21 protein-coding genes are annotated in these 19,622 nt (G+C 56.4%); 13 read left to right on the forward strand and 8 right to left on the reverse strand.

What is annotated here, in order from left to right; translation table 11 throughout:
• The first annotated feature begins 30 nt into the window (after positions 1 to 30).
• From queA to LJA86_RS00550, 7 genes are all read left to right on the forward strand, one after another.
• The gene (gene queA / locus LJA86_RS00520; protein WP_048030078.1) at positions 31 to 1,101 is read left to right on the forward strand and encodes a tRNA preQ1(34) S-adenosylmethionine ribosyltransferase-isomerase QueA; all 1,071 of its coding nucleotides are present in this window, start codon (positions 31 to 33) and stop codon (positions 1,099 to 1,101) included.
• Between the two features lie 53 nt (positions 1,102 to 1,154).
• Positions 1,155 to 2,282, forward strand: coding sequence for a tRNA guanosine(34) transglycosylase Tgt (tgt, locus tag LJA86_RS00525; RefSeq protein ID WP_003859110.1), 1,128 nt, complete (start codon positions 1,155 to 1,157; stop codon positions 2,280 to 2,282).
• Between the two features lie 22 nt (positions 2,283 to 2,304).
• The gene (yajC, locus tag LJA86_RS00530) at positions 2,305 to 2,637 is read left to right on the forward strand and encodes a preprotein translocase subunit YajC (RefSeq protein WP_003859109.1); all 333 of its coding nucleotides are present in this window, start codon (positions 2,305 to 2,307) and stop codon (positions 2,635 to 2,637) included.
• A 27-nt stretch (positions 2,638 to 2,664) separates the two neighbouring features.
• Positions 2,665 to 4,512 (forward strand): protein translocase subunit SecD, encoded by a 1,848-nt coding sequence (gene secD / locus LJA86_RS00535; RefSeq protein WP_072052285.1) that lies wholly within the window; start codon positions 2,665 to 2,667, stop codon positions 4,510 to 4,512.
• Between the two features lie 10 nt (positions 4,513 to 4,522).
• Complete coding sequence (gene secF, locus LJA86_RS00540; RefSeq protein ID WP_048225871.1) at positions 4,523 to 5,494, forward strand: protein translocase subunit SecF; 972 nt, start codon at positions 4,523 to 4,525, stop codon at positions 5,492 to 5,494.
• A 142-nt stretch (positions 5,495 to 5,636) separates the two neighbouring features.
• Positions 5,637 to 6,002 (forward strand): VOC family protein, encoded by a 366-nt coding sequence (locus tag LJA86_RS00545; RefSeq protein WP_008503341.1) that lies wholly within the window; start codon positions 5,637 to 5,639, stop codon positions 6,000 to 6,002.
• A 14-nt stretch (positions 6,003 to 6,016) separates the two neighbouring features.
• Positions 6,017 to 6,697, forward strand: a complete 681-nt coding sequence (locus LJA86_RS00550; protein ID WP_032646151.1) for a helix-turn-helix transcriptional regulator — start codon at positions 6,017 to 6,019, stop codon at positions 6,695 to 6,697.
• A 110-nt stretch (positions 6,698 to 6,807) separates the two neighbouring features.
• Here LJA86_RS00550 and LJA86_RS00555 read toward each other — a convergent pair whose 3' ends face one another.
• Both LJA86_RS00555 and LJA86_RS00560 read right to left on the reverse strand, forming a co-directional pair.
• Positions 6,808 to 7,692, reverse strand: a complete 885-nt coding sequence (locus LJA86_RS00555; RefSeq protein ID WP_031275068.1) for a nucleoside-specific channel-forming protein Tsx — start codon at positions 7,690 to 7,692, stop codon at positions 6,808 to 6,810.
• 270 nt (positions 7,693 to 7,962) lie between these two features.
• On the reverse strand, positions 7,963 to 8,502 hold the full coding sequence (locus tag LJA86_RS00560; RefSeq protein ID WP_045909789.1) for a DUF3251 domain-containing protein: 540 nt from the start codon (positions 8,500 to 8,502) through the stop codon (positions 7,963 to 7,965).
• A 152-nt stretch (positions 8,503 to 8,654) separates the two neighbouring features.
• Between LJA86_RS00560 and nrdR the strand changes: the two genes are divergently transcribed.
• The 5 genes from nrdR (at position 8,655) to thiL (ending at position 12,260) form a co-directional block, all read left to right on the forward strand.
• On the forward strand, positions 8,655 to 9,104 hold the full coding sequence (gene nrdR, locus LJA86_RS00565; RefSeq protein WP_008503337.1) for a transcriptional regulator NrdR: 450 nt from the start codon (positions 8,655 to 8,657) through the stop codon (positions 9,102 to 9,104).
• Between the two features lie 4 nt (positions 9,105 to 9,108).
• Positions 9,109 to 10,212 carry a bifunctional diaminohydroxyphosphoribosylaminopyrimidine deaminase/5-amino-6-(5-phosphoribosylamino)uracil reductase RibD gene (ribD, locus tag LJA86_RS00570; RefSeq protein ID WP_126534527.1) on the forward strand — a complete coding sequence of 368 codons (1,104 nt, stop codon included), beginning with the start codon at positions 9,109 to 9,111 and terminating at the stop codon, positions 10,210 to 10,212.
• An 87-nt stretch (positions 10,213 to 10,299) separates the two neighbouring features.
• On the forward strand, positions 10,300 to 10,770 hold the full coding sequence (gene ribE / locus LJA86_RS00575; RefSeq protein WP_006176874.1) for a 6,7-dimethyl-8-ribityllumazine synthase: 471 nt from the start codon (positions 10,300 to 10,302) through the stop codon (positions 10,768 to 10,770).
• A gap of 21 nt (positions 10,771 to 10,791) precedes the next feature.
• Complete coding sequence (nusB, locus tag LJA86_RS00580; protein WP_006809908.1) at positions 10,792 to 11,211, forward strand: transcription antitermination factor NusB; 420 nt, start codon at positions 10,792 to 10,794, stop codon at positions 11,209 to 11,211.
• Between the two features lie 77 nt (positions 11,212 to 11,288).
• Positions 11,289 to 12,260, forward strand: a complete 972-nt coding sequence (gene thiL, locus LJA86_RS00585; protein WP_229225318.1) for a thiamine-phosphate kinase — start codon at positions 11,289 to 11,291, stop codon at positions 12,258 to 12,260.
• Between the two features lie 62 nt (positions 12,261 to 12,322).
• On the opposite strand, the gene LJA86_RS00590 is transcribed toward thiL, so the two are convergent.
• The 4 genes from LJA86_RS00590 to xseB form a co-directional block, all read right to left on the reverse strand.
• A complete protein-coding gene (locus LJA86_RS00590) occupies positions 12,323 to 13,297 on the reverse strand; it encodes an aldo/keto reductase (protein ID WP_045909786.1) in 975 nt (324 codons plus the stop codon).
• Between the two features lie 61 nt (positions 13,298 to 13,358).
• Complete coding sequence (dxs, locus tag LJA86_RS00595; RefSeq protein WP_048030083.1) at positions 13,359 to 15,221, reverse strand: 1-deoxy-D-xylulose-5-phosphate synthase; 1,863 nt, start codon at positions 15,219 to 15,221, stop codon at positions 13,359 to 13,361.
• Between the two features lie 24 nt (positions 15,222 to 15,245).
• The gene (gene ispA / locus LJA86_RS00600; RefSeq protein WP_045909784.1) at positions 15,246 to 16,145 is read right to left on the reverse strand and encodes a (2E,6E)-farnesyl diphosphate synthase; all 900 of its coding nucleotides are present in this window, start codon (positions 16,143 to 16,145) and stop codon (positions 15,246 to 15,248) included.
• Complete coding sequence (gene xseB / locus LJA86_RS00605) at positions 16,146 to 16,388, reverse strand: exodeoxyribonuclease VII small subunit (protein WP_045909783.1); 243 nt, start codon at positions 16,386 to 16,388, stop codon at positions 16,146 to 16,148.
• A gap of 191 nt (positions 16,389 to 16,579) precedes the next feature.
• Here xseB and thiI point away from each other — a divergent pair, with 191 nt between their 5' ends.
• On the forward strand, positions 16,580 to 18,028 hold the full coding sequence (thiI, locus tag LJA86_RS00610; RefSeq protein ID WP_126534529.1) for a tRNA uracil 4-sulfurtransferase ThiI: 1,449 nt from the start codon (positions 16,580 to 16,582) through the stop codon (positions 18,026 to 18,028).
• 119 nt (positions 18,029 to 18,147) lie between these two features.
• On the opposite strand, the gene yajL is transcribed toward thiI, so the two are convergent.
• A complete protein-coding gene (gene yajL, locus LJA86_RS00615; protein WP_229225325.1) occupies positions 18,148 to 18,741 on the reverse strand; it encodes a protein deglycase YajL in 594 nt (197 codons plus the stop codon).
• Positions 18,704 to 19,615 (reverse strand): 2-dehydropantoate 2-reductase, encoded by a 912-nt coding sequence (gene panE / locus LJA86_RS00620; RefSeq protein ID WP_023616113.1) that lies wholly within the window; start codon positions 19,613 to 19,615, stop codon positions 18,704 to 18,706. The genes yajL and panE overlap by 38 nt, the downstream gene beginning before the upstream one ends.
• Between the last annotated feature and the right edge of the window lie 7 nt (positions 19,616 to 19,622).

Consider the following 19,622-nt stretch of genomic DNA (forward strand, 5'->3'; position numbering starts at 1 on the left):
CCGCCTGTTTTTAAGTCACGAGTATACGTCATGCGCGTCGCCGATTTCTCCTTTGAACTACCTGAATCCCTGATTGCTCACTATCCCATGCCTGAGCGCAGCAGCTGTCGCTTACTGTCACTGGATGGGCCAACGGGCGAGCTGACGCACGGTACTTTCACCGATTTGCTCGACAAGCTCAACCCTGGCGATCTGCTGGTCTTTAACAATACCCGCGTGATCCCGGCGCGCCTGTTTGGCCGTAAAGCCAGTGGCGGCAAGATTGAAGTGCTGGTCGAACGTATGCTCGATGATAAACGTATTCTGGCACATATTCGCGCCTCCAAAGCCCCGAAGCCGGGCGCGGAGCTGCTGCTGGGCGATGATGAGAGCATCAAGGCGACCATGACCGCGCGCCACGACGCGCTTTTCGAAGTGGAGTTTAACGACGAGCGCACGGTGCTTGATATCCTGAACGCCATCGGCCACATGCCGCTGCCGCCGTATATTGAGCGTCCGGACGAAGAGGCCGACCGCGAGCTGTATCAGACCGTCTACAGCCAGAAGCCTGGCGCGGTCGCGGCCCCAACGGCAGGTCTGCACTTTGATGAGCCGCTGCTGGAAAAACTGCGCGCGAAAGGCATTGAGATGGCGTTCGTGACGCTGCACGTCGGCGCGGGTACCTTCCAGCCGGTGCGCGTGGACAGCATTGAAGATCACATCATGCACTCTGAGTATGCTGAAGTGCCTCAGGACGTGGTGGACGCAGTGCTGGCGGCGAAAGCGCGCGGCAGCCGCGTCGTGGCGGTCGGTACGACGTCTGTGCGCTCACTTGAGAGCGCCGCGCAGGCAGCGAAGAACGATCTTATTGAGCCATTCTTTGGCGATACGCAGATCTTTATCTACCCGGGCTACCAGTACAAGGTGATTGACGCGCTGGTGACCAACTTCCATCTGCCTGAATCGACGCTGATTATGCTGGTCTCCGCATTCGCGGGTTATCAGCATACGATGAATGCCTACAAGTCTGCGGTAGAACAAAAATATCGCTTTTTTAGCTACGGTGACGCGATGTTTATCACGTACAATCCGCAGGCTTTGAATGAGCGTGTCGGGGAATAAGTCCGCGGCACCGTGTTACAACGTTGGACTGTTTTTCTGACGTCGGAGAAAAAATGAAATTTGAACTCGATACCACCGACGGTCGCGCGCGTCGCGGTCGCCTGGTGTTTGATCGCGGCGTGGTGGAAACCCCCGCGTTTATGCCTGTGGGCACGTACGGTACCGTAAAAGGGATGACGCCGGAAGAAGTTGAAGCCACTGGCGCGCAGATTATCCTCGGCAACACCTTCCACCTCTGGCTGCGTCCGGGTCAGGAGATCATGAAGCTCCACGGCGACCTGCACGACTTCATGCAGTGGAAAGGCCCTATCCTGACCGACTCCGGCGGTTTCCAGGTCTTCAGCCTGGGCGATATCCGCAAGATCACCGAGCAGGGCGTTCACTTCCGTAACCCGATCAACGGCGATCCAATTTTCCTCGATCCCGAAAAATCAATGGAGATTCAGTACGATCTCGGCTCTGACATCGTGATGATCTTCGACGAATGCACGCCGTATCCGGCCGACTGGGACTACGCCAAGCGTTCTATGGAGATGTCTCTGCGCTGGGCGAAGCGAAGCCGTGACCGTTTTGACTCCCTGCAGAACAAAAATGCGCTGTTCGGCATTATCCAGGGCAGCGTTTACGAAGATTTACGCGATATCTCGGTTAAAGGTCTGGTAGAGATAGGTTTTGATGGCTACGCTGTCGGCGGTTTGGCTGTGGGTGAGCCGAAGGAAGACATGCACCGTATTCTGGAACATGTCTGCCCGCAAATCCCGGCGGATAAACCACGATACCTGATGGGCGTGGGGAAACCGGAAGATCTGGTTGAAGGCGTACGCCGCGGCATTGATATGTTCGACTGCGTCATGCCAACCCGCAACGCGCGTAACGGCCATTTGTTCGTTACCGATGGCGTGGTGAAAATCCGTAACGCGAAGCATAAGAGTGACACCAGCCCGCTCGATTCCGAGTGCGATTGCTATACCTGTCGCAATTATTCTCGCGCGTACCTGCATCATCTCGATCGTTGCAATGAGATTTTGGGCGCGCGTCTCAATACCATTCATAATCTTCGTTATTATCAGCGCTTAATGGCTGGTTTACGTAAGGCTATCGAAGAGGGTAAATTAGAGAGCTTCGTGACCGATTTCTACCAACGTCAGGGGCGGGATGTTCCACCGTTGAACGTTGATTAATTTTAATAATGAGGGAATTTGAATGAGCTTTTTTATTTCTGATGCGGTAGCGGCAACAGGTGCTCCAGCGCAGGGCAGCCCGATGTCTCTGATTCTGATGCTGGTTGTGTTCGGTCTGATCTTCTACTTCATGATCCTGCGTCCACAGCAGAAGCGCACCAAAGAGCACAAAAACCTGATGAACTCCATTGCGAAAGGCGATGAAGTGCTGACTAACGGTGGTCTGGTCGGTCGCGTAACCAAAGTGGCTGAAAACGGCTACATTGCTATCGCCCTGAACGACACCACTGAAGTGGTCATCAAACGTGACTTCGTAGCTGCCGTTCTGCCGAAAGGCACCATGAAGGCGCTGTAATCCCAACTTTTCCCAAAGGGAACTGCCGTGTTAAACCGTTATCCTTTGTGGAAGTACATCATGCTGGTCGTCGTGATTCTCGTCGGCCTGCTGTACGCGCTTCCCAACCTGTATGGTGAGGATCCGGCTGTTCAAATCACTGGCGCGCGCGGTGTCGCCGCCAGTGAGCAAACGCTGATCCAGGTCCAGAAAACGTTACAAGAAGAAAAAATTACCGCTAAGTCTGTGGCTCTGGAAGAGGGTGCAATTCTTGCTCGCTTCGACACCACCGACACGCAGCTCCGCGCACGTGAAGCGCTGATGGGCGTGCTGGGTGATAAATACGTCGTGGCGCTTAACCTTGCCCCTGCAACCCCGCGTTGGCTGGCTGCGATGAATGCAGAGCCAATGAAACTCGGTCTTGACCTGCGTGGCGGCGTTCACTTCCTGATGGAAGTGGATATGGATACCGCGCTCGGCAAGCTGCAGGAACAGAATATCGACAGCCTGCGCAGCGATCTGCGTGATAAAGGCATCGCTTACACCACCGTGCGTAAAGAAGATAACTACGGCATGAGCATCACGTTCCGCGACAGCGCGGCGCGCGATCAGGCTGTAGATTACCTGACCCAACGTCACCGTGACCTGGTGATCTCCTCGCAGGGCAGCAACCAGCTGCGCGCGGTGATGACCGATGCGCGTCTGAAAGAAGCGCGTGAATATGCCGTTCAGCAGAACATCAACATTCTGCGTAACCGTGTAAACCAGTTGGGTGTAGCTGAGCCGCTGGTGCAGCGCCAGGGTGCTGACCGTATCGTGGTTGAACTGCCGGGTATCCAGGATACCGCGCGTGCGAAAGAGATTCTGGGGGCGACCGCCACGCTGGAATTCCGTCTGGTCAATTCCAACGTCGATCAGTCCGCTGCCGCAGCAGGCCGTATTCCGGGTGATTCCGAAGTGAAACAGACTCGTGAAGGTCAGCCTGTTGTGCTGTACAAACGCGTGATTCTGACCGGTGACCATATCACCGACTCCACGTCGAGCCAGGACGAATACAACCAGCCGCAGGTTAACATCTCGCTTGATAGCGCGGGTGGTAACATCATGTCGAACTTCACCAAGGACAACATCGGCAAGCCGATGGCAACCCTGTTCGTGGAGTACAAAGACAGCGGTAAGAAAGATGCGAATGGTCGTGCGGTGCTGGTGAAAGAGGAAGAGGTGATTAACATCGCCAACATCCAGTCTCGTCTGGGTAACAGCTTCCGTATTACCGGTATTAGCAACCCGAACGAAGCGCGTCAGCTCTCTCTGCTGCTGCGTGCCGGTGCGCTGATTGCGCCAATTCAGATTGTTGAAGAACGTACCATTGGTCCAACGCTGGGGATGCAAAACATCCAGCAGGGCCTGGAAGCGTGTCTGGCCGGTCTGGTGGTCTCTATCCTCTTCATGATCTTCTTCTATAAGAAGTTTGGTCTGATTGCGACCTCCGCGCTGATCGCGAACCTGGTGCTGATTATCGGCATTATGTCCCTGCTGCCGGGGGCGACGCTGACCATGCCGGGTATTGCGGGTATCGTTCTGACCCTTGCGGTGGCGGTCGACGCCAACGTACTGATTAACGAACGTATCAAAGAAGAGTTGAGCAACGGTCGCTCTGTTCAGCAGGCGATTGATGAAGGTTATAAAGGCGCGTTCAGCTCCATCTTCGATGCGAACGTAACAACACTGATTAAGGTTCTTATCCTGTATGCAGTGGGTACTGGCGCGATCAAAGGCTTTGCGATTACAACCGGTATCGGTGTCGCAACGTCAATGTTTACCGCTATTGTCGGCACCCGTGCCATCGTGAACCTGCTGTACGGCGGCAAGCGCGTCAAAAAGCTGTCTATCTGAGGAGTGCGTTGTGGCACAGGAATATACTGTTGAACAATTGAACCACGGCCGTAAAGTCTGGGACTTTATGCGCTGGGACTACTGGGCCTTCGGCATTTCAGGTTTCCTGCTGATTCTGTCCATCATCATTATGGGCGTGAAAGGCTTTAACTGGGGTCTCGATTTCACCGGTGGTACGGTCATCGAGATCTCCCTGGAAAAACCGGTCGATATGGACCAGATGCGCGAATCGCTGCAGAAAGCGGGCTTTGAAGAGCCGCTGCTGCAGAACTTCGGCAGCAGCCGCGACATCATGGTACGTATGCCGCCGGTGCACGATGCCAACGGCAGCCAGGAGCTGGGCAGTAAGGTTGTTAGCGTGATTAACGAAACAACCAGCCAGAACGCAGCGGTTAAGCGTATTGAGTTCGTCGGCCCAAGCGTGGGTGCTGACCTGGCGCAGACCGGCGCGATGGCGCTGCTGGTGGCGCTGATTTCCATCCTGGTGTACGTCGGTTTCCGCTTTGAGTGGCGACTGGCGGCCGGTGTGGTTATCGCCCTGGCGCACGACGTGGTGATCACCATGGGCATACTGTCTCTGTTCCACATTGAGATTGACCTGACGATTGTGGCATCCCTGATGTCCGTTATCGGTTACTCACTGAACGACAGTATCGTGGTATCTGACCGTATTCGTGAAAACTTCCGTAAGATCCGTCGCGGTACGCCGTACGAAATCTTTAACGTGTCGTTGACCCAGACGCTGCACCGTACCTTGATCACCTCCGGTACTACCCTGATGGTGATCCTGATGCTGTTCCTCTTCGGTGGTCCGGTACTGGAAGGCTTCTCGCTGACCATGTTGATTGGTGTCACCATCGGTACGGCATCGTCTATCTACGTCGCGTCCGCCCTGGCACTGAAACTCGGCATGAAGCGCGAGCACCTGCTCCAGCAGAAAGTCGAGAAAGAAGGGGCGGATCAGCCGTCCATTCTGCCGTAAGGCGACGTTTAGCGCGTTATCGAAATCCCGGTCGGTTGACCGGGATTTTTTTTATCTCCTTCTGACAAACACTCCTGACAGTATGCTGTCAGGAGCCCTGGCGTAGACTCCTTCTGAACCCAAACAACAGGCAGGAGGATGTATGAAAAGCGTCATTAACTGGTTTGAAATTCCGGTCTCGGATATGGATCGCGCCATCAAATTTTATGAGCCGGTGATGCAGCTTGCGCTGCGTCGCGAGAAAATGGACTGCGCGGAGCTGGCCGTTTTCCCGCATGAGGATCCCGCCACCGGAGGCGCACTGGCAAAATTTGACGGCGTTACACCGTCTTTGCAGGGCGCTATTATTTACCTGCATACTGACAATCTGGCGGCCACGCTCGATCGCATCGCCTCTGCGGGCGGCGAGTGCGTGTTTGGTCCGCTGGAACTGCCGCATGGCATTGGCACTATCGCCTTGTTTACCGACAGCGAGGGTAACCGCGTCGGGCTCCATCAACCTGCCTGAGAGCGGACTAAGATATGACCCGACGCGCTGACCGATTGTTTCAGATTGTGCAGATCCTGCGGGGCAGGCGTCTGACAACGGCAGCGCATCTGGCGGACCGGCTTGGCGTGTCCGAGCGTACGGTCTATCGCGATATCCGCGACCTGTCGCTTTCCGGCGTGCCGGTGGAAGGTGAAGCGGGGAGCGGATATCGCCTCATGTCGGGCTTTGACCTGCCGCCGCTGATGCTGACAAATAAGGAGTCTGAGGCGCTGATCGTCGCGATTCGCCTGCTCAAAACCTGGGGTGGGGAATCGCTGTCGCGTGAGCTGGAGTCGGCTCAGGAAAAGGTGCTGGCGATTCTGCCCGAGGAGAGTCGTCGAAAGGCGGAGCAGACGCGGATCTACGCCCCGGATTTTTGCATGCAAAGCCACTCCCGCAGCGACTTTGACAGGATTCATCAGGCAATTTCCGCCCAGCAGGTGCTGGCACTGCATTACCGTGATGAAGCAGGACAGCTGTCTAATCGTGAGGTTCAGCCGCTGGGGCTGTTCTTCTGGGGAGAGCGCTGGCTGCTGGCCGCGTGGTGTGAACGGCGCGATGACTATCGCTGTTTCCGGCTCGACAGATGCCTCAATATTGTGACTACGGAAAGGCGGTTTAGCGAGAGTGCGGACAGGTCTTTGGCGGATTTTTTGCGTAAGGTGAGGCAGTAAAAAGCCAGCTTAAGAGCTGGCTTTTTTGCCCGGCGGCGCTGCGCTTGCACGGGCCTACAGGTTTTGTAGGCCGGGTAAGGCGAAGCCGCCACCCGGCAAAAACCATGAGATTAGAAGTTGTAACCTACAACCAGGTAACCACCCCAGCCGGTAGAACGCACGCTGAAGTCGCCGTTGCCGAAGTTCAGGCTGGCGTCGTCGTTCCACTGACCACCGTTGTGCCAGTAACGTGCCACAACAGAGTAGTGCCAGTGATCGTAGTTCAGCGCCAGAATATGGCTGGAGGCGATGGAGTTATTGGTACGCGCTTTCTTACCGTTCAGGTCGCGGAAGTCGTTGTCACCTAGGTCTGAGCCCCAGTCAAAGTTGGTGAAGCCGATATAGCTCAGGTTGCCACCCCACAGTTGGGTAATTGGCACAAAGTATTTCACTTTGAAACGGTAGCCATCCCACTCGTTTTCGTTCGCGGCACCGTAGTTCTGCCACTGATACTTAGCGTACACGTTCAGAGACAGGCTCATTGGCAGGCCAGTGTCGATGTCCGTACCCAGACCCATATACCAGGTGCTTTGTTCCTGAGAATCGTTGCGACCCATGTCGTAAATGTAGTTGTTCGCGAAGTACCACTCTTTGAACGGCCCAAAGCTCAGATCGGTACCGGTCAGCTTGTCGATAGAGAAGCGTGGTTCGATTTCCATGAACAGCGGAGAACCGTTGTTCCAGATACCTTTCGCATCGGTGTTACCACCAAAGAACACTGGCAGATCGACGTAACCGTAGAAATCAAACCAGTCTTTCTTGGCGAAGGCTTCATATTCCAGGTAGGTATCGTTACGAATCTGTGGTCCGAAACGCGTGTGGTAGCTGCCCACCACGTTAACGCTCTGGTGCCACCAGTCGGAGAGGTATTGTGGTTTGTCGTTTTCCGCTGCGTTAACAGTGAAAGAAGAGGACAGTGCCAGCACGGCACCAGCTGCGAGTAATGTTTTTTTCATAATCATGCCACTGATTGAAATTCCCTTCCGGGAGTGAAAAATGCGCGAATTGCGTTTCTAAATATTTCGTGTTTCTGCGGTGCCTATTATAGGAATCCCTGCTCACAAAAATATGTGTTGTTTCACATATCTCTCACACGCGTAATCGATTGCGTTCACGTTTGCGTACTTTAAACGGCCGGGATTGTAGCGGCAATCATTTATGTTGCCAATCCATACGAAATGTAAATGTTAGCGGAGTGACATTTCACTCCGCTAAAAAGGAGGGGATTAGTGCGCGGCGGGTTGAATGTCGTGAATGCGGATAAAGCCTAACTGTTCCGGCGTAAGACCGCTTAACTGAAGCGGGATATCCACATCGCTTGGTGCTAAAACACTGGCCGGGGCGGTGAAGAGTTGATTCTTCACGTTCACCTCCTGGTAATTCTCCGTGGTGCCCTGGATCTGGCCCCACTCGACAGTGCCGCTGAAGGCCGGAAGCGGATCGTTGGACTCTCCCTGGATGCGTAATGTTGCGCGAGTACCATCTGCATTCGCCGCCACATTCACCAGAGACATTTTTAGCGTGCCGATCTGACTATTGAGCCGCGCAGGCGTATTCGCGCCCGGCAGCAGATAAACCCCGCTGCTGGATTTGGCATTCAGCGCGTTTTGCTGGGTGATTTTCACCGTTTCTTTGTTCAGTTTGTCCATCGCCGTATTGAGCGTATTGACGCTCTGTTTCAACTGGCGGACTTCGGTTTGCTGTGCACAGGCGCTAAGGGTGAAGAGGCTCCCCACCAGCAATATTTTCAGGTAACGTCTTGTCATTGCGTTTATTTCCTTGAAATAACGGATCGTCCTAATGGTAGCCAGCATCATTGTGTCAGACATAGATCCTTTGTCTCAAAAAGCTCTTCCTTTGTTGTCAGGCCAGATCAGGGTAAAATGAAAATCAGTTAACCAGATAACAGGGATACCGTATGCATTGCCCATTCTGCTCCGCTGTGGATACCAAAGTCATCGACTCTCGCCTGGTGGGCGAAGGGTCATCCGTACGCCGTCGTCGGCAGTGTCTGGTGTGCAACGAGCGTTTTACGACCTTTGAGGTGGCAGAGCTGGTCATGCCGCGCGTGGTAAAAAGTAACGACGTGCGTGAGCCGTTTAACGAAGAGAAACTGCGCAGCGGAATGCTGAAGGCCCTTGAAAAACGTCCCGTCAGCGCGGACGACGTGGAGATGGCGTTAAACCACATAAAATCTTACCTTCGTGGTTTGGGTGAGCGTGAAGTGCCGAGCAAAATGATCGGTAACCTGGTGATGGAGCAGCTGAAAAAGCTCGATAAGGTCGCCTATATCCGCTTCGCCTCGGTCTACCGCAGCTTCGAAGATATCAAAGAGTTTGGCGAAGAGATCGCCCGCTTACAGGATTAAGCTCATGCACGATGAGATGTACATGGCGCGAGCCATGAAGCTGGCGCAGCGCGGTCGTTTTACGACCCATCCCAACCCGAACGTCGGGTGCGTTATAGTTAAAGATGGCGAGATCGTGGGGGAGGGCTTTCACTATCGCGCAGGCGAACCGCATGCTGAGGTTCATGCGCTGCGCATGGCCGGCGAGAAGGCGCGCGGCGCTACAGCCTACGTTACGCTGGAGCCCTGCAGCCATCACGGGCGTACGCCGCCGTGCTGCGACGCGTTGATTGCCGCGGGGGTTTCGCGCGTGGTCGCATCGATGCAGGATCCGAATCCGCAGGTGGCCGGACGGGGTCTGTATCGCCTGCAGCAGGAAGGCATTGACGTCAGCCATGGCCTGATGATGCAGGACGCGGAAGCGCTCAACAAAGGTTTCCTGAAGCGCATGCGTACCGGGTTCCCGTATATCCAGCTTAAGCTGGGCGCCTCGCTGGACGGTCGTACGGCGATGGCAAACGGCGAGAGTCAGTGGATCACATCGCCACAGGCAAGGCGCGATGTGCAACGTCTGCGCGCGCAAAGCCATGCTATTCTCACCAGCAGTGAAACCGTTCTGGCTGACGATCCGGCCATGACCGTGCGCTGGGACGAGCTGAATGCCGATACCCAGGCCCTGTACCCGCAGGAGAACCTGCGTCAGCCGCTGCGTATTATCATTGATAGTCAGAACCGCGTGACGCCAGAGCACCGCATCGTCCAGCAGCCGGGTGAAACCTGGATTGCCCGCACGAAGGACGATACGCGCGCATGGCCGGAAGGCGTGCGCAGCATCATGGTACCGGAGCATAACGGCCATCTGGATCTCGTGGTGCTGATGATGCTGCTCGGCAAGCAACAGGTGAACAGTATCTGGGTGGAAGCGGGGCCAACGCTCGCCGGTGCGCTCTTACAGGCCGGACTGGTGGATGAACTGCTTGTTTACGTTGCGCCTAAACTGTTAGGTCACGACGCGCGTGGCCTGTTTGTGCTGCCCGGCCTTGAAAAACTGGCCGATGCACCACAACTCAAATTCAGCGAGATTCGTCCGGTAGGTCCGGATGTCTGCCTCCACTTAACGACAGCGTAATTGCTCCCGAAATAGGGAAGCAGTGCGCAAAGTATTATGATAAAATCCGCCCCCCTGCGGGGCCAAATGAACCCGTAAAGGAAGAGTATGAACATTATTGAAGCTGCTGTAGCTACCCCGGACGCTCGCGTCGCCATCACCATTGCGCGTTTCAACAACTTCATCAACGACAGCCTGCTGGAAGGTGCCATTGACGCCCTGAAACGTATCGGCCAGGTTAAAGATGACAACATTACCGTTGTTTGGGTTCCAGGCGCTTACGAACTGCCACTGGCGGCGGGCGCGCTGGCGAAAACCGGTAAATACGACGCGGTGATTGCGCTGGGTACCGTAATTCGTGGCGGCACTGCGCACTTCGAATACGTTGCGGGCGGTGCAAGCAATGGTCTGGCACACGTTGCACAGGATGCTGAAATTCCTGTCGCGTTCGGCGTGCTGACTACCGAAAGTATTGAACAAGCCATCGAACGTGCTGGCACCAAAGCCGGTAACAAAGGTGCAGAAGCTGCACTGACCGCGCTTGAAATGATCAATGTATTGAAAGCCATCAAGGCCTGATTTTTTTGTAAGGGGAATTCCGTGAAACCTGCTGCTCGTCGCCGCGCCCGTGAATGTGCCGTCCAGGCACTTTACTCCTGGCAGTTGTCCCAGAACGACATCGCTGATGTTGAATACCAGTTCCTGTCAGAACAGGACGTGAAAGACGTTGACGTTCTGTACTTCCGTGAACTGCTGTCGGGAGTGGCGACTAATAGCGCGTATCTCGATGGTCTGATGAAACCTTACCTGTCCCGTCTGCTCGAAGAGCTGGGTCAGGTAGAAAAAGCAGTGTTGCGTATCGCGCTGTTTGAGCTGTCTAAACGTGATGATGTGCCGTACAAAGTGGCCATTAACGAAGCGATCGAACTGGCGAAAACCTTCGGTGCTGAAGACAGCCACAAGTTTGTAAACGGCGTACTTGATAAAGCAGCACCTGCGATCCGTCCCCACAAAAAGTGATCCGCAAACCGGAGTTCTGCATTGCCTGACGGGCAGTGCGGCTCCGGTTTTTTCTTTTATTTGCTGAGGCATAACGTATGGCATGCGGCGAATTTTCCCTGATTGCCCGTTATTTCGACCGTGTCAGAACCTCTCGTCTTGATGTTGAAACCGGCATCGGCGATGACTGTGCACTTCTCAATATTCCCGAAAAACAGACGCTGGCAATCAGCACCGACACCTTAGTGTGCGGACGTCATTTTTTACCGGATATCGATCCTGCCGATCTGGCGTATAAGGCGCTGGCGGTTAACGTCAGCGATCTGGCGGCGATGGGGGCCGATCCCGCGTGGTTAACCCTGGCGCTGACGCTGCCTGAGGTAGACGAAGCCTGGCTTGCAGCCTTTAGCGATGCGCTGTTTGAGCAGCTTAACTACTACGATATGCAGCTGATTGGCGGTGATACCACTGCCGGGCCGCTGGCGATGACGCTGGCGATCCACGGGTATGTGCCGCTCGGCCGCGCGCTGAAGCGCTCAGGCGCAAAACCCGGCGACTGGATCTATGTGACCGGTACGCCTGGCGACAGCGCGGCAGGGCTGGCGATCCTCCAGGATCGCTTAACCGTGAAGGATGCCGACGATACGGCGTATCTGGTGAAACGCCATCTGCGCCCGACGCCGCGTATTCTGCACGGTCAGGCGCTGCGCGAGCGGGCAAGCTCGGCTATCGATCTCTCTGACGGGCTGATCTCCGACCTCGGCCATATTCTGAAGGCCAGCGGTGTCGGCGCGCGCGTTGACCTGGATCTGTTCCCGCTGTCAGAGGAACTGCTTCGTCATGTCGAACCTGAGCAGGCGCTGCGCTGGGCGCTGTCCGGTGGCGAAGATTATGAGTTGTGCTTTACCGTTCCGGAGCTGAACCGCGGAACGCTCGACGTGGCATTAGCGCACCTCGGCGCGAAATTCACCTGTATCGGGCAGATTATGCCGGAAAGTGAAGGGCTGAAGTTTGTGAAAGACGGTGAGCCGGTTACGCTGGACTGGAAAGGGTACGATCACTTCGCGTGAGTTTGTGCGCTCTGTATTGCCGGGGGGCGGTTCCGCCTTACCCGGCCTACAAAAAATGGGGCTTACTTAAACCCCACCACCGGATGCTGCTGATACGGCGTCTCCAGCTCGGCAACCTGCTCCGGCGTCAGCGTGATATCCACTGCATTCAGCAGTTCATCAAGCTGCTCTTCCCGGGATGTGCCGATAATCGGCGCTGCGACGCCGCGTTTACCCAGCAGCCACGCCAGCGCTACCTGGGCGCGGGTTGCGCCGGTATCGTCGGCAATTCCGGCTAAGCGTTCAGCGATCAGGGCATCGCTGGCCTCTGTTCCTTCGTAGAGATTTTTTCCCACTTCATCCGAGACCAGACGGGCCGTGGTTTCTCCCCACGGACGGGTCAGGCGGCCGCGCGCGAGCGGGCTCCACGGGATCACCGCCACGCCCTCCTGATGGCACAGCGGCAGCATCTCACGTTCTTCTTCACGGTAGATCAGATTGTAGTGGTCCTGCATGGTGACGAAGCGCGCCCAGCCGTGCTGTGCCTGCAGATCCAGCGCCTGAGCAAACTGCGAGGCATGCATAGATGACGCGCCGATATAGCGCGCTTTACCGGCTTTGACGACGTCGTTGAGTGCTTCCAGCGTCTCCTCAATGGGCGTGTTGTAATCCCAGCGGTGAATTTGCAGCAGGTCGACGTAATCCATGTTCAGACGCCTGAGGCTATCATCAATGGAACGCAGGATCTGCGCGCGAGAAAGGCCCTGAGCCAGGTCGCCCACCGGATAGTACACCTTGGTGGCAACCACGATGTCTTCCCGACGGGCAAAATCACGCAGGGCGCGGCCGACAATCTCCTCGCTGCTACCGTCGGAATAGCTGTTGGCGGTATCAAAGAAGTTAATGCCGCCCTCGATGGCGCGTTTGATAATCGGACGGCTGCTCTCTTCCGGCAGCGTCCAGGCGTGGTTTCCCCGATCGGGTTCGCCAAAGGTCATGCATCCCAGACAAAGCCGGGATACCTTAAGGTCTGTTTTTCCTAATGTTGTGTATTGCACGGTCCGCTCCTGCTGTTTAAACAATACGTTTAAGCATAGCAGGAGCGGAAAAGGGGAGGGTTCAGTCCAGCCAGGCGCGGATTTTAGCTTCGATACCGGCAGCGTCCAGGCCAATCGCCGCGCGGGCTTCGTCCTGGGTACCTTGCGGGATGAAATGGTCCGGCAGGCCGAGGTTCAGCACCGGAACGGCTTTACGGTTTGCCATCAGCACCTCGTTCACGCCGCTGCCCGCACCGCCCATAATCGCGTTCTCTTCCAGCGTGACCAGCACGTCATGCGCCTCAGCCATACTCAGGATCAGGGATTCGTCGAGCGGTTTCACAAAGCGCATATCGACCAGGGTGGCGTTCAGCGTTTCAGCCACTTTCGCCGCCTCTGGCATCAGCGTGCCGAAGTTCAGAATCGCCACTTTTTCACCGCGACGTTTGACCAGACCTTTACCGATCGCCAGCTTCTCCAGCGGCTGCAGCTCAACGCCCACCGCATTGCCGCGCGGGTAGCGAACGGCGCTTGGGCCATCCTGATAGTGGTAACCGGTAAACAGCATCTGACGACATTCGTTCTCGTCGCTTGGCGTCATGATGACCATATCCGGAATGCAGCGCAGGAACGACAGGTCAAACGCGCCCTGGTGCGTCTGGCCGTCGGCACCGACAATGCCCGCACGATCGATAGCAAACAGCACCGGCAGCTTCTGGATCGCCACGTCGTGGATCACCTGATCGTAGGCGCGCTGCAGGAAGGTGGAATAGATAGCCACAACCGGTTTGTAGCCGCCGATCGCCAGGCCCGCGGCAAACGTCACCGCGTGCTGCTCGGCAATGGCCACGTCGAAATACTGGTCAGGGTATTTTCTGGAGAACTCCACCATGCCGGAGCCTTCGCGCATGGCCGGGGTGATCGCCATCAGCTTATTGTCTTTTGCGGCGGTTTCGCACAGCCAGTCGCCGAAGATTTTTGAATAGCTCGGCATGCCGCCGCTGCTTTTTGGCAGACAGCCGCTGGACGGGTCAAATTTCGGTACCGCGTGGAAGGTAATCGGATCTTTTTCCGCCGGCTCGTAACCACGGCCTTTTTTGGTCATGATGTGCAGGAACTGCGGGCCTTTCAGGTCACGCATGTTCTTGAGCGTGGTCACCAGTCCCAGCACGTCATGGCCGTCAACCGGGCCGATATAGTTAAAGCCCAGCTCTTCAAACAGGGTTCCCGGCACGACCATGCCTTTGATGTGCTCTTCGGTACGCTTGAGCAGCTCTTTGATCGGCGGTACGCCGGAGAAGACTTTCTTGCCGCCTTCACGCAGCGAGGAGTAAAGCTTGCCGGAGAGCAGCTGCGCCAGATGGTTGTTCAGCGCGCCAACGTTTTCGGAAATCGACATTTCGTTATCGTTAAGCACAACCAGCATGTCCGGCTTGATGTCGCCCGCATGGTTCATGGCCTCAAAGGCCATACCGGCAGTGATGGCGCCGTCGCCAATCACGCAGACGGTGCGGCGCTGCTTGTTCTCTTTTTCGGCAGCAACGGCAATCCCGATGCCTGCAGAAATAGAGGTGGAGGAGTGCCCGACGCTCAATACGTCGTACTCGCTCTCCCCGCGCCACGGGAACGGGTGCAGACCGCCTTTCTGACGAATTGTGCCAATTTTATCGCGACGTCCGGTCAGAATTTTGTGCGGATAAGCCTGGTGACCCACGTCCCAGATCAGCTGATCGAACGGCGTGTTATAGACGTAGTGCAGCGCCACGGTCAGCTCTACCGTGCCAAGCCCGGAGGCGAAATGGCCGCTGGAGCGGCTTACGCTGTCGAGCAGGTAGCGACGCAGTTCGTCGCACAGCTTCGGCAGGCTCTCTTTCGGCAACAGACGTAACTCCTGGGTGGAGTCAACTAACGCCAGTGTCGGGTATTTGGCAATATCAAAACTCATCAAAGGCTCATCGAGATATATAGTTTATTTATCACGCTGGATTATATAGTCCGCTAGCGCTTCCAGTGCCGAGGTATCCAGCGATTGCGCGGCCAGCTGATTCAGCGACTGGCGGGCATCGTCAATCAGATCCCGGGCTTTACGTTGGGCTTGCTCAAGACCCAGCAGGGCGGGGTAGGTACTTTTGCCAAGCTGCTGGTCCGCACCCTGACGTTTACCCAATGTTGCAGTATCGCCCACCACATCCAGAATGTCATCCTGAACCTGGAATGCCAGACCGATACTTTCTGCGTATCTGTCCAGAATCGGCAGGGCTTTGCGCCCTTGCTCACCCGCGCTCAGTGCGCCAAGACGAACGGCTGAACGAATCAATGCCCCGGTTTTATGGCGATGAATACGCTCCAGCTGTTCCAGATTAACCTGACGTCCTTCGGCTTCAAGATCCAGGGCCTGTCCGCCGCACATGCCCGCCACGCCGCTGGCCATGGCCAGTTCGGAAATCATTGCCAGACGGTCACGGTCAGCCACTTCGGCCATCGGCGCGTCGCTCAGAATCGAGAACGCCAGCGTCTGCAGGGCATCACCCGCCAGAATGGCATTCGCTTCGCCAAACTTGATATGGCAGGTGGGTTGACCCCGACGCAAGTCGTCGTCGTCCATGGCCGGCAGATCGTCGTGGATCAGCGAGTAGGCATGGATGCACTCAACGGCGGCTGCCGGGGCGTCCAGCGTGTTATCGCTGATGCCAAACATATTGCCTGTGGCGTACACCAGGAACGGGCGCAGGCGCTTTCCACCCAAGAGTGCGCCATAGTGCATGGCTTCAACCAGTGGAGTGTTCTGAAAAGGCTGTGGCGCAATAAAACGGCGCAGGGCGTCGTTGGCGCGCACGACACGCGCCTGAAGCTCGTTGGCAAAATCCATTTACTCGGCGTCCGGTGTGAAAGGCGTGGTTTTCGCCTCTTCGCTGTCGGACAGCAGGATCTGCACGCGCTGTTCGGCCTGCTGCAGCTTGACCTGACCCTGACGCGCCAGCTGGACGCCGCGCTCGAATTCGTTGAGCGCCTCTTCCAGCGGGAGATCGCCGCTCTCGAGGCGGGTAACAATTTGCTCCAGTTCACTCAGCGCAGTTTCGAAACTGGCCGGTGCGTCGTTCTTCTTCGGCATAGTGAATTGACTCTTATATTCTTCGCCCCGACATGGTAACGGACTCGGGCGGATAAGCAAATAACGCGCAATGTGCACAGGAGCGGCGCGATGGTGGTATACTTGCGCGCCTGGATGCAGCCACGGGTGTGGGCTGCTGTACTCTTTTCCATTACAAGCCTTAACAGGCTTGCCTAAGAAACATTGCCGCCATGAAGTTTATCATTAAATTGTTCCCTGAAATCACCATCAAAAGCCAATCTGTGCGTTTGCGCTTTATTAAAATTCTCACCGGGAACATTCGTAACGTATTAAAGCACTACGACGAAACCCTCGCCGTGGTGCGCCACTGGGACCACGTTGAGGTCCGTGCCAAAGACGAAAACAAACGTCAGGATATTCGCGACGCCCTGACCCGTATTCCGGGTATCCACCATATTCTGGAAGTGGAAGATGTCCCGTTCAGCGATATGCACGACATCTTCGAGAAAGCGCTGGTCCAGTACCGCGACCAGATCGAAGGCAAAACCTTCTGCGTACGCGTGAAGCGTCGCGGCAAGCACGAGTTCAGCTCCATTGAAGTGGAGCGTTACGTCGGCGGCGGTTTGAACCAGCACGTTGAGACGGCGCGCGTGCGTCTGACCAACCCGGATGTGACCGTTAATCTGGAGATCGAAAACGATCGCCTGCTGCTGGTGAAAGGCCGTTATGAAGGCATCGGCGGCTTCCCGATCGGCACCCAGGAAGATGTTCTGTCCCTGATCTCCGGCGGCTTCGACTCCGGCGTCTCCAGCTATATGCTGATGCGCCGCGGCTGCCGCGTACACTACTGCTTCTTCAACCTGGGCGGCGCGGCGCACGAAATCGGCGTTCGTCAGGTGGCGCATTACCTGTGGAACCGCTTCGGCAGCTCCCACCGCGTGCGTTTCGTGGCAATTAATTTCGAACCGGTGGTTGGCGAGATTCTGGAGAAAGTGGACGACGGCCAGATGGGCGTCATCCTGAAGCGCATGATGGTCCGTGCGGCGTCCAAAGTGGCTGAACGCTACGGCGTGCAGGCGCTGGTCACCGGCGAAGCGCTGGGCCAGGTCTCCAGCCAGACGCTGACCAACCTGCGCCTGATCGACAACGTGTCTGATACGCTGATCCTGCGTCCGCTGATCTCTCACGATAAAGAGCACATCATCGATCTGGCGCGCGAAATCGGCACCGAAGATTTTGCCCGCACCATGCCGGAATACTGCGGCGTGATCTCAAAAAGCCCAACGGTGAAAGCGGTGAAGGCGAAGATCGAAGCGGAAGAAGAGAACTTCGATTTCAGCATCCTGGATAAAGTGGTGGAAGAAGCGTCCAACATTGATATCCGCGAGATTGCCCAGCAGACCGAGCAGGACGTGGTTGAAGTGGAGACCGTGAGCGGTTTCGGCGCGAACGACGCGATTCTGGATATCCGCTCCATTGACGAGCAGGATGACAAACCGCTGCAGGTGGATGGCGTGGAGGTGGTTTCTCTGCCGTTCTATAAGCTGAGCACGAAGTTTGGCGACCTCGACCAGAGCAAAACGTACCTGCTGTGGTGTGAGCGTGGGGTGATGAGTCGCCTTCAGGCGCTGTATCTGCGCGAGCAGGGCTTTGCGAATGTGAAGGTGTATCGTCCGTAGCGTGCGGCCTGATGCCCTCACCCCGACCCTCTCCCACGGGGAGAGGGCGCAAACATTAAAACGGCAACCTTTGGTTGCCGTTTTGCTTTTACCTCGCGCCACCCGGCTTTTTTTATGCACTACTCTTCAAAGTAATTATAAATCCCCGCTGGCATCACCAGCGATGACGCCACTTCGTACGCCTTCTCGCGCCCGACCAGCAGGTCGATAATCTTTAAGCCAAAATCAATCGCGGTGCCCGGGCCCTGGCTGGTCAGCAGGTTGACGCGCGGATCCCAGACGACGCGTTTGTCCACCCACTGATCTTCCGGAATGGTGTCTTTCAGCCCCGGGAAGCCGGTCATATTGCCGATGGGGAAAATGTCGTGCGGAACCAGCACCGTGCCGGCGGCGGCGCAGATTGCCGCGACAATGCGCCCGGATAAATGAAACTGACGCACGGTCTCAACCAGCAGCGGGCTGTCGCGAAAATACTCCGCGCCCTTCAGGCCACCGGGCAGGACGATGATGTCGTAATCCCCGTCGGCCACCTGCACGAGCGGGGCATCGGCGAGCAGCTTCACGCCGCGCGAGCAGGTAATCGCCAGGCTGCCGTCGCTGGCGACGCTGGCGGTTGTCACGTTAATACCGCCGCGCACCATCAGATCAATGGTGGTGACCGCTTCCATCTCTTCGCTACCAGGGGCGAGGCAGATCAGTGCCGACGCGCTCATATTCACTCTCCTTACGTTTAACCAGGTCATACAGACGGGCGTTTTCCGGCACCGCGATGCCGTGCGCGCGGGCGCGTTTGAGCAGATAACCGGTGATATAGTCGATCTCCGTGTGGCGTAATGCCCGAACATCCTGCAGCATCGAGGAGATGTTCTCAGCCGTACTCTCAATAACCTGCTCGACATAACAGCGCAAATCGTCTGCCGAGGTATGCAGGCCTTCCCGCTCAACGACCGCCGCGACTTCCGCACAGAGCAGTGCAACCTCCTGAGGATGATTTTTCAGCTCTCCGTTCGGGCAGTTCCACAACGCCGTCAGCGGATTGATCACGCAGTTGACGGCCAGCTTGCGCCAGAGTTGTGGACGAATATGGTTATGCCAGGCCACGTCTGGCAGCACCTTCTGCAACACATCGGCAAGATAGCTGTAGTCCCCATCCTGCGTTCTGGCAGGCCCGATGTGGGTCACCCCGCTCGCGACATGCACGATGATGTTGCCGTCGCGACGGGCAGCGTGCGTGGTCGTCGCCATCAGCAGGGGCTGCGGAACGCTTTTCAGCTCGTCAAGGGTCCCCATGCCGTTATGCAGCAGCAGTATGGGCGAAGTGGGGGGGAGCTGGGCGGCCAGTGTCTTGACCGCGTCTGAAACCTGCCACGCTTTGAGCGTCACCAGTAAAAGGTCGCTTTGCGCCAGGAAATCAGGATCGTTCGCGGTGAGGGATTCGTTAAAGATGCTTCCGTCTTCACCAATCAGGTTTACACTGCAATAGGGCTGGGGCACGCGGAGCCAGCCCTGAACCTCATGACCGTGCTTGCACAGCGCGGTCAGCCATAGCTGACCAAGGGCTCCACATCCGAGCACTGTAATTTTCATTGTTCCT

It is taken from the genome of Enterobacter sp. TCD1-1, from assembly GCF_020567405.1.
Taxonomy (GTDB): domain Bacteria; phylum Pseudomonadota; class Gammaproteobacteria; order Enterobacterales; family Enterobacteriaceae; genus Enterobacter; species Enterobacter quasiroggenkampii.

Bases quoted from the DNA above. Each gene is read 5' to 3' on its own strand.
- queA (WP_048030078.1), top strand. From the start codon at position 31: ATGCGCGTCGCCGATTTCTCCTTTGAACTACCTGAATCCCTGATTGCT.
- tgt (WP_003859110.1), top strand. From the start codon at position 1,155: ATGAAATTTGAACTCGATACCACCGACGGTCGCGCGCGTCGCGGTCGC.
- yajC (WP_003859109.1), top strand. From the start codon at position 2,305: ATGAGCTTTTTTATTTCTGATGCGGTAGCGGCAACAGGTGCTCCAGCG.
- LJA86_RS00545 (WP_008503341.1), top strand. From the start codon at position 5,637: ATGAAAAGCGTCATTAACTGGTTTGAAATTCCGGTCTCGGATATGGAT.
- LJA86_RS00550 (WP_032646151.1), top strand. From the start codon at position 6,017: ATGACCCGACGCGCTGACCGATTGTTTCAGATTGTGCAGATCCTGCGG.
- LJA86_RS00555 (WP_031275068.1), bottom strand. From the start codon at position 7,692: ATGAAAAAAACATTACTCGCAGCTGGTGCCGTGCTGGCACTGTCCTCT.
- LJA86_RS00560 (WP_045909789.1), bottom strand. From the start codon at position 8,502: ATGACAAGACGTTACCTGAAAATATTGCTGGTGGGGAGCCTCTTCACC.
- nrdR (WP_008503337.1), top strand. From the start codon at position 8,655: ATGCATTGCCCATTCTGCTCCGCTGTGGATACCAAAGTCATCGACTCT.
- ribD (WP_126534527.1), top strand. From the start codon at position 9,109: ATGCACGATGAGATGTACATGGCGCGAGCCATGAAGCTGGCGCAGCGC.
- ribE (WP_006176874.1), top strand. From the start codon at position 10,300: ATGAACATTATTGAAGCTGCTGTAGCTACCCCGGACGCTCGCGTCGCC.
- thiL (WP_229225318.1), top strand. From the start codon at position 11,289: ATGGCATGCGGCGAATTTTCCCTGATTGCCCGTTATTTCGACCGTGTC.
- dxs (WP_048030083.1), bottom strand. From the start codon at position 15,221: ATGAGTTTTGATATTGCCAAATACCCGACACTGGCGTTAGTTGACTCC.
- ispA (WP_045909784.1), bottom strand. From the start codon at position 16,145: ATGGATTTTGCCAACGAGCTTCAGGCGCGTGTCGTGCGCGCCAACGAC.
- xseB (WP_045909783.1), bottom strand. From the start codon at position 16,388: ATGCCGAAGAAGAACGACGCACCGGCCAGTTTCGAAACTGCGCTGAGT.
- thiI (WP_126534529.1), top strand. From the start codon at position 16,580: ATGAAGTTTATCATTAAATTGTTCCCTGAAATCACCATCAAAAGCCAA.
- yajL (WP_229225325.1), bottom strand. From the start codon at position 18,741: ATGAGCGCGTCGGCACTGATCTGCCTCGCCCCTGGTAGCGAAGAGATG.
- panE (WP_023616113.1), bottom strand. From the start codon at position 19,615: ATGAAAATTACAGTGCTCGGATGTGGAGCCCTTGGTCAGCTATGGCTG.